The following is a 14,625-nucleotide window of genomic DNA, read 5'->3' on the forward strand; positions in this document are numbered from 1 at the left end:
GCCCAATAGAGGTAAGTGATGGATCGGTCTATCAATCTGGCCATCGTCGGTGCAACCGGCCTGGTCGGAGAGGCCATCATCAAACTGCTCGCTGATCGGAAATTTCCGGTCGGCGAGCTTTTTGTTTTGGCTTCCGAAAATGGGGCCGGCAGCAAGATCGCGTTTGCCGGCAAAACCCTCACTGTGAGCACCGCAGAGGATTTCGATTTCTCCCAGGTGGAAGTGGTGCTGTTTGCGGCGGGAGCGTCGGTGAGCCAGGCCCTGGCGCCGGCTGCGGCGGAAGCCGGCGCTGTAGTGGTGGACCTGTCACCGGCCTACCGTTATGAGGCTGACATTCCGCTGGTGGTGGCCGATGTGAACGACGAGATGCTGGCTCAGGCCCGGGAGCAAAACCTGGTGGCCTGCGCTGATGCCTCCACGGTTCAGTTGCTGCGCGCCTTGAAACCGCTGACCGAACTGGGTCCTTTGCAGGACGTGGTGGTGACCCAGTTCCAGGCGGCATCCGCCACCGGCAAGTCCGGGGTGGACCAGCTGGCCCAGCAAAGCGTGCGTTTGCTCAATGGCCTGTCTCCCAGTGAAGCGGCGCAGGCGCAAATTGCCTTCAATGTACTGCCGGTGAGTGGTCAGATTCAGGAAAACGGCTTCACCAGCGAAGAGCTGAAATTGATGCTGGAAACCCGCCGGATTCTGGCGGATCAGCCCCTGTCCATCCAGGTCACCACGGTGCGGGTGCCGGTTTTTTATGGTTATGGGCAGAGTGTCACCGTACGTAGCATGCAAGGGCTGTCGGCAGCGCAATGCCATGCCTTGTGGGAGGGCAATGACGATATATCGGTGCAGGACAGTGATGATCCGCAAGCCATGTCGCCAGTGGCCATGGTGGAAGGTGAGCCTGTAATGCGACTTTCCCGGGTCCGTGAAGAGATGGAAGCGGGCGGGGCGTTGAGCTATTTTAGCGTTGCCGATAATGTCCGTTGGGGGGCTGCGTTGAACGCGGTGAAAATAGTCGAGAAGTTGCTAAAAGACTATCTGTAATGGATACTTACTGACATTATGTGACGCGGTTTCTAGGTTTTGTCTCTGCCCTGAGGCAGAATATGTGAACGGCGTCATATAGGACAGCTTGCCGCCTCGGGTACATCCGTAGGGCCCGCGGGATCGGGCTGAGCGCGGGAAACATAATAAATAAAGGGTTCGACCATGCTTCGAAAACTTGGGTTTGGCTTAACAGCTGTGGCGATGATGGCGCCTGGCGTAGCGGCAGCATTGGGGGTAGGGGAATACCAGCTTAATTCCTATTTGAACCAGCCCCTGGATATGGATGTTTCTCTGCACGAGGTCGGCGACCTGTCAGCAGAAGAGATTCTGGTGAATCTGGCGCCCCAGTCAGAATTCGATGCTGCTGGCGTTGATCGCAGCTATTTCCTCAATCGTCTGGAATTTTCTGTAGAGCTTCAGGAGGGTGACAAGGCCCAGCTGCATATTTCTACGGACCAGCCGGTGCGTGAACCTTACCTGAACTTCCTGGTTGAATTCCTGTGGCCCACCGGCCGCCTGATGCGTGAATATACGGTATTGCTGGACCCGCCCAGCTTTGCCGATAGCAGCGTAACCGCTGCGCCGACCATCAGTCGTGTGCCGCAGCCAGTGACTCGCAGCGAGCCTACTCCTGCGCCGGCGCCCGCAGCCGCGACAACATCCCAGCCTGACAGAGCGCCTGAGCCCGCCATCGAACCGGGGCCTCAGCAGGTTCAGTCTGCACCGGCAGTAGCCGATAACAGCCCGCGCAACAGTTATACCGTGCGTTCCAGTGACACCATGTGGCAAATCGCCCTGAATAATCGCCCCTCGAACAGTGTGTCGGTGCAACAGATGCTGGTGGCGATTCAGGAGATGAACCCGGATGCGTTCATCAATAACAACGTGAACCTGGTGCGTGAAGGCACCGTTCTGCGTATCCCTAACGAGCAGGAAGTGCGCACCATCTCCACCCGTTCCGCTATTGCGGAAGTCGCTGATCAGAACCGCCAATGGCGTGACATGCTGGAAAAACGAGGCATCCAAACCCCGCAGCGTGCCCAGATTGATGGTTCTCGCCAAGTCACAGACAGCGATGATGAGGCTGAGACGCCAACCCGCGGTGAAGTGAAGCTGGTTGCTCCGGAATCCACTGCCGGCGTTGATGATGGCGACAGTACGGGTTCTGACGAACAGGGCAGCGCCAATACTGCGGTGCTGGAGAACGAGCTGGCGATTCGCGATGAGAGTCTGGATCGCCTGGATCGTGAAAATTCTGAGCTGAAATCCCGCCTGCGTGATCTGGAAGAGCAAAGTTCCACCAGCGAACAGCTGCTGAAGTTGCGTAACGACCAGATTAGCCAGTTGCAGGAAGAGTTGCGCCAGCTGCGCGAAGAGCAGGGTGTTGCATCGCCGGAAAATGACCCGCTGCTGGAAGAGCCGGCAGCGCCGGAAGTTCCGGCTGAAGACGACGCCACTGCGGATGTTGGTGAAGCGGGTGACTCTGTTGCCGCTGCTGACGCTACTCAGGAAGAGGCTGAACAAGCCGCTGGTGATGACGTTGCTGTTCTGGAAGGTTCCGATGAGGAAGCAGCGGAACAGGGTGGTGTAACCGATGCCGGTGATGCAGAAGAGTCACAGAGCGTTGCTGACACTGCCGATGACAAAGACGTTGCGGCGGACAGCGCGGTTAAACCGGTAGAGCCAGTCTCCAAGCCTGAGCCAGTGGCGCCTGCACAGCCGCCGGTTGCCCAGAGTGGCGGCATTGTCGACCTGATCATGGAAAACCTGCTGTACATCCTGCTGGGTGTGCTGGTCATAGTGCTTCTGATTGTCCTGCTCCTGCGGGGCAAGAAGAAAAATGACAATGAAGATCTGGATGAGCCGCTGTTTGATGATGTCGATGATCAGCAGGACGATGAGTTCGGCCTGAATCTGGACGACGAAAGCGCGCCCGCCGTTACCACTGTTGATGAAGATGACGCTGCCGACGCACCGCCGGTACAAGGGCAGGGCGGTAGCCAGGATCCGCTGGAAGATGTGGAAGTGTATGTGGCCTACGGTCGCTACCCACAAGCCGTTGACTTCCTGCGCAACGAAATCAATAAATCACCGGAACGGGCAGACCTGAAAGTGCGTCTGCTGGAACTGCTGAAAGAAATGGGCGACGACGCAGCATTCCAGCAACAAGCAACCGCCTATGCCGGCACTGGTACTGAGGTGGACGCAGCCATTGCTCGTTTGGGTGGTGCGCCGGCTCCGTCGGGCGAGGATGATGAAGAGCTCTCCCTGGACGATCTGGAAATGGGCCTGTCCTCCGATCTGGATAACGAGCCGGCCAGTGCGCCGACCATTGAAGCGGAAGCGCCGTCTCTGGAGCCGGAAAGCACTGATGAGTTGGCGGATTTCGACTTTGAGCTGGATTCTGCAGAAGCCGACAACGATGACGCCACCGTCATGCTGGATGCGGACAGCGAGGCATCGCCTTCTTCTGCCAGTGCCCAGGACGATGATTTCAGCCTGGATTTCGACAGCGACGATGATGCGGCAAAAGAAGTGCCGGAAATGTCTGACGCGGACAAGCAGTCTCTGTCTGCTGACTCCCTGTTGGAGCTGGATGACGTTGGTAGCGCGACTCTGGAAGATGACACTGAATTCGGTGATCTGAGTCTGGATGAAATGAATGCGGAGTTCGATGATCTGTCTGCCGAACCGGCCGCTGACGAAGAGCTGGATTTGTCTCTGGATGATCTGGACTTGTCTGACGAAACCGGCGCGGCTCCACAGTCGACTGAAGATGACACCCTGGCAGATCTGGATATTGATCTGGAGCTGGACGAAGCTGAGAAGTCACTGGGTGGTTCCGCAGAGGGGGATGACTCTCTTGACGATATCACCTCGCTGGACCTGGATGCACCGCAAGAAGATGCGGCACCCATGGCTGACGCACAGATCGATGCGGACCAGGTGGCTGCTGCGGATGATGGCTCCCTGGAAGACCTGCTCGGCGATGACGACCTGAATCTGGATGACGATCAGACCTTGTCTTTCGATGCCCCTGAAGTGACTGACACTGAGGTCGCCGATGTGGAGGAGCCAACGGAAGAAGCCATGTCCATCGAGCCGGCTGCTGTGCCTGATGCTCCGGCGGATGACACCCCGGCGCCGTCCAGCGCTGACGTGTTGGCTGATGAGGATGACTTCGACTTCCTGGGTGAAACTGACGAGAACGCGACCAAGCTGGATCTCGCCAAAGCCTATATCGACATGGGTGATAACGAAGGCGCCAAGGATATCCTCAACGAAGTGATCTCTGAAGGTAACGACCAGCAGCAGTCCGAAGCCCGGGAGTTGCTCAGCCAAGTGGGCTAATCCCCCTCTCTCCCTAGGCAAAAAGGGGGCGATGCCTTATGGTATCGCCCCCTTTTTTTATGGCTTCTCCGTTCCCATCGATCGCTGAAGCCTGTGCCAATATTTCTGACGGGCACTGTGGGGAAGCCGCTGTTTGCGGTGAGCTGCGAAGAAGGCTTCTGTAACGACATGGTGGAACATGGCACGTATTGCGTTGGGTATTGAGTACGATGGCACGGACTTTCGTGGCTGGCAGACACAGCAGCCCGGGGTGCGTACGGTCCAGGAGTGCCTGGAAGCGGCATTGAGCAAAGTCGCGAACCACCCGGTAGCCGTAGTGTGCGCGGGGCGAACGGACGCGGGTGTGCACGGTACCGGGCAGGTGGTGCATTTCGATTCCGATGCTCCCCGTGAGATGAAAAGCTGGATCATGGGCGCCAATACCAATCTGCCGCGGGACGTGACCGTACGGTGGGCGGTGCCGGTGGACGACGGGTTTCATGCGCGTTTTTCCGCGGTGAGCCGCCGCTACCGTTATGTCATCTATAACCATGCCCGCCCGCCGGCGCTGTATCGCAATCAGGTAACCTGGAATTACCGCCCGATGAATGTGGCCGCCATGCGCGAGGCGGCTGCGCACCTGGTGGGTGAGCACGACTTTACCGCCTACCGCAGCGTGCATTGTCAGGCAAAATCGCCATTGAAAACGATGCACAGCCTGACGCTCTACGAGCACGGCAAAGTGCTTGTGCTGGAAGCCCATGCTAACGCGTTCTTGATGCACATGGTGCGTAATATAGCCGGGGTGCTAATGAGCGTGGGAGCGGGCCAGAAGCCGCCAAGCTGGGCCAGGGAGGTTCTTGAGGGACGTGACCGCCGCAAAGGAGCAGCCACGGCACCGCCATTCGGCTTGTACCTGGTGGAAATCGAGTACCCGGACAGCTTTGCATTGCCGAAAGATTCGCTTGGGCCTCTGTGGCTACCGGATGACCTTCAGGCATAATGATTAAGAGCAGCACGCGGCATGCCTCAAGCACCACGCTAAAATCCCTGGTTTTTGTTACACTGGAGCACCCATGACCGTACCCCGGGTCAAAATCTGCGGTATTACCCGAATTGAAGATGCCCTGGCGGCGGCGAAGGCCGGTGCCGATGCAATTGGTCTGGTTTTCTATGGGCCCAGCCCCCGTGCAGTGACTGCGGCTCGCGCGGCGCAGATCTGCGCTAGCCTGCCCCCGTTTGTTACCACGGTGGCGCTTTTTGTGGATGCCCCCCGTGACCAGATCAACCGGGTGCTGGCCACCGTGCCGGTGGATGTACTGCAGTTCCATGGCAATGAAGACCCGCAGCACTGTGATAGTTTCGGGCGCCCCTGGATCAAGGCGGTGCGGATGAAGGACGACGTGGATTTGCATGAGTACGCGCAGGCGTACCGCAACGCGTCGGGGTTACTGGTAGATAGCTATGTGCCGGGGCTGCCAGGCGGCACCGGCGAAGTTTTCAACTGGGGCAGGGTTCCGAAAGACCTGCCCTTGCCCGTGGTGCTGGCCGGTGGCCTGCACCCGGAAAATGTGGCTGCAGCTGTGACACAGGTTCGGCCATGGGCGGTGGATGTGAGTGGTGGCGTTGAACAGAAGAATGTTCAGGGTCGCCGCAGCGGCGGCATCAAGGATGCCGCCGCCATTCGCGCCTTTATCAATAGTGTCAAAACACGAGGAGTAGCTGGTGTCTGAACGCCCTGATTTTTCTGCTTTTCCTGATGCACGTGGCCACTTTGGCCAATTTGGTGGCAGCTTTGTTTCCGAAACCCTGATGGGGGCTTTGGACGAACTGACCGCCATGTATGCGCGTCTCAAGGACGATCCGCAGTTCCGCGCGGATTTCGACTACGACCTGGCCCACTATGTGGGGCGCCCGTCTCCGCTGTACCTGGCAGAGCGATGGTCGAAGCAGCTCGGTGGCGCAAAGATCTGGCTCAAGCGTGAGGATCTCAACCACACCGGTGCACACAAGGTGAATAACACCATTGGTCAGGCGCTGTTGGCCAAGCACATGGGCAAACCCCGGGTCATTGCAGAAACCGGGGCCGGGCAGCACGGGGTGGCCACCGCCACGGTCGCGGCTCGCCTGGGTCTGACGTGTCAGGTGTACATGGGTGCCGAAGACGTGGAGCGCCAGAAGCTCAATGTTTATCGCATGAAGTTGCTGGGTGCAGAAGTGATTCCGGTGACCTCCGGTTCGCGGACCCTGAAAGACGCCATGAACGAAGCCATGCGTGACTGGGTCACCAACGTGGATGACACCTTCTACATCATCGGTACGGTAGCCGGCCCGCATCCTTACCCTCAGTTGGTGCGTGATTTCCAGTGCATTATCGGGCGTGAAGCCCGGGAGCAAAGCCTGAAGCAAGCCGGTCAGCTTCCTGATGCACTGGTGGCCTGCGTGGGCGGTGGCTCCAACGCTATCGGTCTGTTCCATCCGTTCCTCAACGATGAAGGCGTGGCCATGTATGGGGTGGAAGCGGCTGGAGACGGGATCGAAACTGGCCGTCATGCTGCGCCGCTGAGTGCGGGCCGCCCCGGTGTTCTGCATGGCAATCGCACTTATCTGATGGAAGACGACAACGGCCAGATTATCGAAACGCATTCCGTTTCGGCTGGTCTGGATTATCCCGGCGTGGGCCCCGAGCATTCCTGGCTCAAGGACATTGGTCGGGTGAATTATGTGGCCGCAGACGACCAGGAAGCCCTGTCGGCATTCCGTGAGCTAACCCAGGTGGAAGGCATTATGCCGGCACTGGAATCGGCCCACGCACTGGCGTATGCCCGTAAATTGGCGCCCACCATGTCACCGGACCAGAACATTGTGGTGAACCTGTCTGGCCGGGGCGACAAGGATATTCTGACCGTGGCCGCCATTGACGGGATCGAATTCTGATTCGATGTCAGGCGGTTGGCTTATAGCGGCCGGTGTCGTGTGGTCAAGCACGACACCGGCCCGGAAAGCCCGGAGGAAGGCTTTCCACTACCTGTTTTAAGGAGCAGAAATGCGTCGTATTGAAAGTTGCTTCCAGCGCCTCGCCGACCAGAAGCGCAAGGCCCTGATTCCTTTTGTGACCGCCGGTGATCCGGTAAAAGAAGTGACGGTGCCGCTGATGCACGCCATGGTAGACGCTGGCGCCGATATCATTGAGCTGGGCGTGCCGTTTTCCGATCCCATGGCGGACGGGCCAGTGATCCAGCTCGCCTGTGAGCGCGCGCTGGCGCACAACACGTCCACCCGCGATATCCTGGATATGGTGAAGACATTCCGCGAAACCAACGCGGATACGCCGGTGGTGCTGATGGGCTACCTGAATCCGGTGGAAGTCATGGGTTACGAGGCCTTTGCCAAAGCCGCAGCGCAGGCGGGTGTGGACGGGGTGCTGCTGGTGGATCTGCCGCCAGAAGAAGCGCTGGATGTGAAGCCACTGATGGATGCCCAGGGCCTGGACATGATCTTCCTGGTTGCGCCTACCACCTCGGATGCTCGTATCAAGCTGATTGGCCAGGCCGGTTCCGGCTACCTGTATTACGTTTCCCTGAAAGGTGTCACCGGCTCCGCCACCCTGAATGTGGATGAAGTGGCGAGCCGGGTTGAAACAATTCGCAACCTTGCTCAATTGCCCATTGGTGTCGGCTTTGGTATCAAAGACGCTGAATCTGCGCAGGCGGTGAGCCGGGTAGCCGATGGTGTGGTCGTCGGTAGTGCCCTGGTAAACCAGATTGCTGAAAACAAGGACACCCCGAACGCGATTAATGACGCGGTTGGGGGTATTCTCAGCGCTATGCGTAACGCCATGGATCAATAACGGGACCTTTGCATGAGCAATAGCAACTGGCTGGAGAAAATCCTCCCCGCCGTACGTCGCCCCCAGGAAAGCCGGCGCAACAATATTCCTGAAGGGTTGTGGCGAAAGTGCCCGCGTTGTGAAGGGGTGGTCTATCGGCCAGAACTGGACCGCAACATGGATGTGTGTCCCAAGTGCGATCACCACTTGCGCATTGATGCGCGCCGTCGCCTCAAGCTGTTTCTGGATGAAGGTGCACAAACGGAGATTGGTGGTGAGCTGGCGCCAGTGGATCGTCTCAAGTTCAAGGACTCCAAGAAGTACAAAGATCGTTTGGTAGCAGCCCAAAAAGCCACAGAAGAAAAAGATGCCCTGGTCGTCTTGAAAGGAACGTTGCATGGTGAGCCGCTTGTGGCTTGCGCCTTTGAATTCAACTTCATGGGTGGCTCCATGGGCTCCGTGGTGGGCGAGCGTTTTGTCCGCGCGGTGAACGTGTGCCTGGAACAAAAAATGCCGTTGGTGTGCTTTGCTGCCAGTGGCGGGGCACGTATGCAGGAAGCCCTGTTCTCACTCATGCAGATGGCAAAAACCAGTGCCGCCCTGGAGAAGATGCGTCAGGCGGGCCTGCCGTTTATTTCTGTGTTGACCGATCCGGTCTATGGTGGCGTTTCCGCGTCACTGGCCATGCTGGGCGATGTGAATGTGGCAGAGCCCAACGCGTTGATCGGGTTTGCCGGCCCCCGGGTTATCGAGCAAACCGTGCGCCAGAAATTGCCTGAAGGCTTCCAGCGAAGTGAGTTTTTGCTCGATCATGGCGCCATCGACATGATCGTGTCCCGGCATGATATGCGTGACACCCTTCACCGTTTGCTGGCCAACATGATGGGCTGGTCGCCGCTGGCGCTGAATGACTGACACCTCTCTGCCTGATTCCCTGGCCGGGTGGCTATGCCGTATCGAGGCCATGCACCCGGCCGAGATCGAACTGGGCCTGGATCGGCTCCACGGCGTTGCTGCCCGCTTGGCGGTGGCGCATTTTCCCGTCCCCGTGATTACCGTTGCCGGCACCAATGGCAAAGGCTCCACACTGCGTTTAATGAGGGCGTTAGCTGAACGCCAGGGCCGCAAGGTCTGCCTGTATACCTCTCCGCATCTTCATGTGTTCAACGAACGGGTTCGCCTGCCTGAAGGCCTGGCCAGCGATGCGCAGTTATGTGCGGCGTTTGCCCAGGTGGAACAGGCCAGGGGAGGGGTGCCGCTCACCTATTTTGAATTTACCACGCTGGCGGCGCTCTGGTTGTTCAAGGCCAGTGCTGCTGACCTGATCCTGCTGGAAGTGGGCCTGGGTGGCCGACTGGATGCGGTCAATATTGTCGAACCCGACGTGTCTGTGGTGACGTCCGTAGGTCTTGATCACCAGGACTGGCTTGGCGATACCCGCGAGGCCATCGCTGCCGAGAAATGCGGCATTGGCCGGGCCGGCAAGCCGCTGGTATTTGGCGAAATGGACTGGCCGGACAACCTTGTTTCGCTGGCCGCAGGGCTTGATGCAAGAGCGGTGTTTGCCGGCCGGGACTTTCATGTCGAGGACGATGCGTTGGTTCTGTCAGGCGACCGACAGTTGCGTTTGCCCACGCAGGTGCGCCTGGGTGCTGACAATCTGGCCACGGCCTGCCAGGCCCTGGCTCTGGTAGGCATTGAGTGCGGCGATGCGGATGTGGTGGCGGTGGCTGAACTGGGTCTGTTTGGCCGTTGCGAACAGCAGCACATCGGTGGGGTGTCCTGTTGGTTTGATGTGGGCCACAATCTGCCGGCGGTGCAACGCTTTCTGCAGCAGCTGCCGCCCTGTACCGGGACCCGGCATCTGGTGTTCGGTATGATGGTCGATAAACCTGTTGATGCGGTGATTGGGCTATTTAACGGCATGGCTGTCCAGTGGTACCTGGCGGCACCGCAGATTCCCCGTGCGGCACCGACGGCAAGATTGCGAGAGGGACTGCCTGACACGGCGCAGTACCAGGAATATGCCAGTGTGGCGGCGGCTACTCGCGCCGCGCTGGGTGCGGCTGGTGGTGAGGACCAGGTGGTCGTCTTTGGTTCCTTTTATACCGTGGCAGAAGCTCGCGAGCAGGCGCAGTAACGGCGGTGCTAGTGAATGCTGAATGGAGAAACCGGTGGATAATCGAGCGCGTCAGCGCATTGTGGGCATTGTACTGTTACTGATTCTGGCCGGGGCGCTGGCACCATTCCTGTTCCGTACTCCTGAGCAGGTGCGCAATGCGTTGGATATGCGTATCCCCGAGCCGCCGGAACACAAAACCGTGCTGGTTGAACCTGTAGTGCCGCAGGAGCGCCTGGACACGGCGGAAGAGCGCATTGTCACTGACCGCCAGGCAATCCGGGATGCTGCCGAGCAGCAGCTGAACGATGAGAACGCGAAAACCGTTCCGAAAGAGCCGGAGCCAGTGACGCCGGTGAAGGAAAATGCGCCGGTACCGCCACCGGAAGAACCTGTGACACCGCCCCAGATCGACCCCGCCGATGGCCCTGTGCTGGCCGGCTTTGTGGTGCAGACCGGCAGTTATTCCGACGCCAAGAATGCCAGCGGCATGGTCGATAAACTCAAGGCCGCAGGCTATCGGGCATACATACAAACCGACAGCCACGAAGGCAAAGTGGTGCATCGGGTGATGGTCGGGCCGGAAATTCGCAAGGACGATGCCGAATCCACCCGGCAGAAGCTGGCTGATGACGAGCGTTTCAAGCTTAAGGGGCTGGTGCGGATTTACGTGCCCTGACGGATGGCAGCCTGTGTGGTTGTGTCCCTGTTTCGTAAAGCAGGAAAACCGGCCATGCATGGGCAAGCGGGTTCGCCTCTGATAAACTGCGCCGTCTGTATTTGCAGGGTGATGTCCGCCTTTTCCTGGTCCGGCATTGCCCTTTTTCAGCCCTAACCCGCCGGCGAGAGCACGCTTTACATGAATCTGGCAGACGGCATCATTCTGTTTGTTATCGCAGTCTCCGCACTTCTGAGTGTGCGCCGGGGATTTACCCGCGAAGCCTTTTCGTTGCTCACATGGGTAGCGGCCTTTATTATCGCGCGCCTGTTCAGCCCGGCCCTGGATCTCCTTCTCCAGGAGCAGATCTCCACCCCCAGCCTGCGGGCCGCTGTCGCTTTCGGCAGCCTGTTTGCCTTGACGTTGGCGGTGGGAGCCCTCATCAACCATTTGCTCGGTGAGCTGATCCGCGTGACCGGCCTGAGCAGTACAGATCGATTGATGGGTATGGTGTTCGGCGCCCTGCGCGGGGTCTTGCTGATGGTCGTACTGGTTGCCCTGGGTCGGCATCTGTTTGCCGCTGACCCCTGGTGGCACGAATCTACCCTGGTGCCGCATCTGGTGATGATGGAAGCGTGGACCCGGGACGTTGGCGAGAGTCTTCTCGCCTTTATCATGAATGTAAGCGGCAGCTAGAGGTAAGTACCATGTGCGGCATTGTGGGTATTGTCGGTCATAGCCATGTGAACCAGGGGATCTACGATGCCCTGACCGTTCTCCAGCATCGTGGCCAGGATGCGGCTGGTATCGTGACCTGTGACGGTGATCGTCTCTACCTGCGCAAGGATAACGGCATGGTGCGCGATGTGTTCCGCACCCGCCATATGCGTCGGCTGGTCGGCAACATGGGGATTGGCCATGTGCGCTATCCCACGGCAGGCAGCTCCAGTTCGGCGGAAGCCCAGCCGTTCTATGTAAACTCTCCCTATGGCATTACGCTGGCCCACAATGGCAACCTGACGAATGCGGAAGCCCTGGCCGAGCATATCTTTCGTGCCGACCTGCGCCACATCAATACCACCTCCGATTCCGAAGTCCTGCTGAACGTCTTTGCCCACGAGCTGCAAAGCCGCGGCAAGTTGCAGCCGGAGCCGGAAGACATCTTTGATGCGGTGGCTGCAGTCCATCAACGGGTGGAAGGGGCCTACGCAGTGGTGGCCATGATTACCGGTTACGGCATTCTGGCTTTCCGCGACCCCCATGGTATTCGCCCGGTGTGCTTTGGCCGCAAGGACACCCCCAACGGACCGGAGTACATGGTGGCTTCCGAGTCTGTGGCTTTGTCTTCCCTGGGTTTCCACGTGGAGCGTGATCTGGCTCCGGGCGAAGCGATTTACATCACCGCTGATGGTGAGATGCATACCCGTCAGTGCGCGCAATCTCCGAGCTTGCATCCGTGTATTTTTGAGCAGGTTTATCTGGCGCGACCGGATTCCATTATTGATGGCATCTCCGTGTACAAGGCGCGCCTGCGCATGGGGGAGAAACTGGCCGAGAAGGTGGAGCGTGAATGGCCGGACCACGATATTGATGTGGTCATTCCAATCCCTGATACCAGCCGCACGTCCGCCTTGCAGATGGCTAATCATCTGGGCGTGAAATACCGTGAAGGTTTTATCAAGAACCGGTATATCGGTCGCACCTTTATCATGCCGGGCCAGCAACAGCGCAAGAAATCAGTGCGCCAGAAACTGAACGCCATCGAGCTGGAATTCCAGGGCAAGAATGTATTACTGGTGGACGATTCCATCGTGCGCGGTACCACCTGCAACGAAATCATCCAGATGGCTCGGGAAGCCGGCGCCCGCAAAGTGTATTTCGCTTCAGCGGCGCCTGCAGTGAAATACCCGAACGTCTACGGCATTGATATGCCGGTGGCCCAGGAACTGATCGCCCACGGTCGTACCACCGATGAAATCGGAGAACTGATCGGCGCTGACCGGTTGATCTACCAGGATCTGGATGATCTGGTGGAAACTTGCAAGGAGGGCAACCCCAATGTGGTGTCCTTCGATTGCTCGGTGTTCAACGGCGAGTATCTGGCCGGCAATATCACACCGGACTATCTGGCCAACCTGGAAGCGCGTCGAAGCGACGCGGCCAAAGGTAACAGCGAGAAGACCCAGGCCCTGGCGGATAACGAAATTATTGATCTGCATAACGCTAATTAACGCGGGCACGCAGCGCGCCACACGCAACAAGGCAATTGAGGCGTGCTGCCAGATGAATGAGTCCGTCGCTGCGAATCGACTCGGCTTTTTTCGCGTGTAATGATACTTCCTTTGGGCACAAATCTCTGACGCGTTGTTGCGTGTCGCGTGCGGCATGAAAGCGAGAATAAACCATGAGTGATGATCTGGATCCGACAACCCTGAATGTGGAAACCCTGGCTATTCGTACCGCGCAATTGCGTACGGATGAAATGGCACATTCGGATCCCATCTTCATGACCTCCAGCTTCGTCTACGAAAACGCGGCGCAAGCAGCGGCCCGGTTTAGTGGTAAAGAGCCCGGCAACATCTACTCCCGTTTTACCAACCCTACCGTACGTGCCTTTGAGCAACGGCTTGCGGCTCTGGAAGGCGGCGAGGCCTGTGTGGCTTTCGCGTCCGGTATGGCGGCGATCAGCGGTACGTTTTTCGCTTTGCTGGCACCAGGCGACCACATCGTCAGCTCGCGCAGTGTGTTCGGCACCACCAACGTGATCTACGACCGTTACCTGAAGAAATTTGGTATCGATACCACGCTGGTGGACATGAGTGATCTTTCCCAGTGGCAAGCGGCGATTCGCCCGGAAACGAAAATGTTGTTTCTGGAAACGCCGTCGAATCCACTGGCGGAAGTCGGTGACATTGCTGCTCTGGCCAAGCTCGCCCATGACAATGGGGCGTTGCTGGTGGTGGATAACTGTTTCTGTACCCCGGCACTGCAAAAGCCTATTGAGCTGGGTGCTGACCTGATTATCCATAGCGCCACCAAATACCTGGACGGGCAGGGGCGTTGCCTCGGTGGTGCCGTGGTCGGCCCTAAAGAACCCATGAATGACATTCTCGGCTTTGTGCGTTCTGCCGGTTCCTGCATGAGCCCCTTCAATGCCTGGGTCTTTATCAAGGGGCTGGAAACGTTGAGCCTGCGCATGAAGGCGCAAAGCGAGCGGGCCATGGCATTGGCTGAATGGCTGGAGTCGCAACCAGGCATTGCACGTGTACATTATGCCGGGCTGAAAAGTCACCCGCAGCATGAACTGGCTGGCAAGCAGCAGTCTGCCTATGGCGCGGTGATGTCCATCGAAGTCGAAGACGCTGACGGTAATCGTGATCGTCAGGCAGCCTGGCGCTTTATTGATGCCACTCGCCTGATTTCCATTACTGCCAACCTGGGTGATGTTAAAACAACCGTGACTCACCCGGCGACCACCACCCATGGGCGAGTCAACGAAGAAGAAAAGCAGCGAGCAGGGGTGACGGAAAATCTGATTCGTCTGGCCATTGGCCTGGAGGGAGTGGAGGATCTGAAAGCAGACCTGAGCCGCGGCCTGAAGGCGCTGGCCAGCGCTTGAACCCGCCTCGCTGCCCGAATTTGCAACCAATG

At 58.4% G+C, this 14,625-nt stretch carries 12 protein-coding genes; all 12 read left to right on the plus strand.

Annotation, left to right across the window (positions count from 1 at the left end):
* The first annotated feature begins 18 nt into the window (after positions 1–18).
* The 12 genes from COA55_RS13315 to COA55_RS13370 all read left to right on the plus strand — a co-directional run bounded on the left by COA55_RS13315 (position 19) and on the right by COA55_RS13370 (position 14,593).
* Positions 19–1,035, plus strand: a complete 1,017-nt coding sequence (locus COA55_RS13315; protein ID WP_290502556.1) for an aspartate-semialdehyde dehydrogenase — start codon at positions 19–21, stop codon at positions 1,033–1,035.
* 165 nt (positions 1,036–1,200) lie between these two features.
* Positions 1,201–4,389 carry a FimV/HubP family polar landmark protein gene (locus COA55_RS13320; protein ID WP_290502557.1) on the plus strand — a complete coding sequence of 1,063 codons (3,189 nt, stop codon included), beginning with the start codon at positions 1,201–1,203 and terminating at the stop codon, positions 4,387–4,389.
* A 178-nt stretch (positions 4,390–4,567) separates the two neighbouring features.
* Entirely contained in the window at positions 4,568–5,371 is an 804-nt protein-coding gene (gene truA, locus COA55_RS13325) for a tRNA pseudouridine(38-40) synthase TruA (RefSeq protein ID WP_290502558.1), read from the plus strand.
* 73 nt (positions 5,372–5,444) lie between these two features.
* Complete coding sequence (locus tag COA55_RS13330) at positions 5,445–6,101, plus strand: phosphoribosylanthranilate isomerase (RefSeq protein ID WP_063519950.1); 657 nt, start codon at positions 5,445–5,447, stop codon at positions 6,099–6,101.
* Positions 6,094–7,305: a tryptophan synthase subunit beta gene (gene trpB / locus COA55_RS13335; protein ID WP_063519949.1), complete on the plus strand. Its 1,212-nt coding sequence runs from the start codon at positions 6,094–6,096 to the stop codon at positions 7,303–7,305. The genes COA55_RS13330 and trpB overlap by 8 nt, the downstream gene beginning before the upstream one ends.
* Positions 7,306–7,414: 109 nt before the next feature.
* Positions 7,415–8,218: a tryptophan synthase subunit alpha gene (trpA, locus tag COA55_RS13340; RefSeq protein WP_290502559.1), complete on the plus strand. Its 804-nt coding sequence runs from the start codon at positions 7,415–7,417 to the stop codon at positions 8,216–8,218.
* Positions 8,219–8,230: 12 nt separating this feature from the next.
* The gene (gene accD, locus COA55_RS13345) at positions 8,231–9,112 is read left to right on the plus strand and encodes an acetyl-CoA carboxylase, carboxyltransferase subunit beta (RefSeq protein WP_290502560.1); all 882 of its coding nucleotides are present in this window, start codon (positions 8,231–8,233) and stop codon (positions 9,110–9,112) included.
* Entirely contained in the window at positions 9,105–10,337 is a 1,233-nt protein-coding gene (locus COA55_RS13350) for a Mur ligase family protein (RefSeq protein ID WP_063538683.1), read from the plus strand. The genes accD and COA55_RS13350 overlap by 8 nt, the downstream gene beginning before the upstream one ends.
* 34 nt (positions 10,338–10,371) lie before the next feature.
* The gene (locus tag COA55_RS13355; RefSeq protein WP_290502561.1) at positions 10,372–10,995 is read left to right on the plus strand and encodes an SPOR domain-containing protein; all 624 of its coding nucleotides are present in this window, start codon (positions 10,372–10,374) and stop codon (positions 10,993–10,995) included.
* Positions 10,996–11,175: 180 nt separating this feature from the next.
* On the plus strand, positions 11,176–11,670 hold the full coding sequence (locus COA55_RS13360) for a CvpA family protein (RefSeq protein ID WP_290502562.1): 495 nt from the start codon (positions 11,176–11,178) through the stop codon (positions 11,668–11,670).
* Between the two features lie 11 nt (positions 11,671–11,681).
* Positions 11,682–13,205, plus strand: a complete 1,524-nt coding sequence (purF, locus tag COA55_RS13365; protein ID WP_290502563.1) for an amidophosphoribosyltransferase — start codon at positions 11,682–11,684, stop codon at positions 13,203–13,205.
* Positions 13,206–13,378: 173 nt separating this feature from the next.
* Positions 13,379–14,593, plus strand: a complete 1,215-nt coding sequence (locus COA55_RS13370; protein ID WP_290502564.1) for an O-succinylhomoserine sulfhydrylase — start codon at positions 13,379–13,381, stop codon at positions 14,591–14,593.
* Positions 14,594–14,625 lie beyond the last annotated feature (32 nt).

The organism is Alcanivorax sp. (genome assembly GCF_002733835.1).
Taxonomy (GTDB): Bacteria; Pseudomonadota; Gammaproteobacteria; order Pseudomonadales; family Alcanivoracaceae; genus Alcanivorax.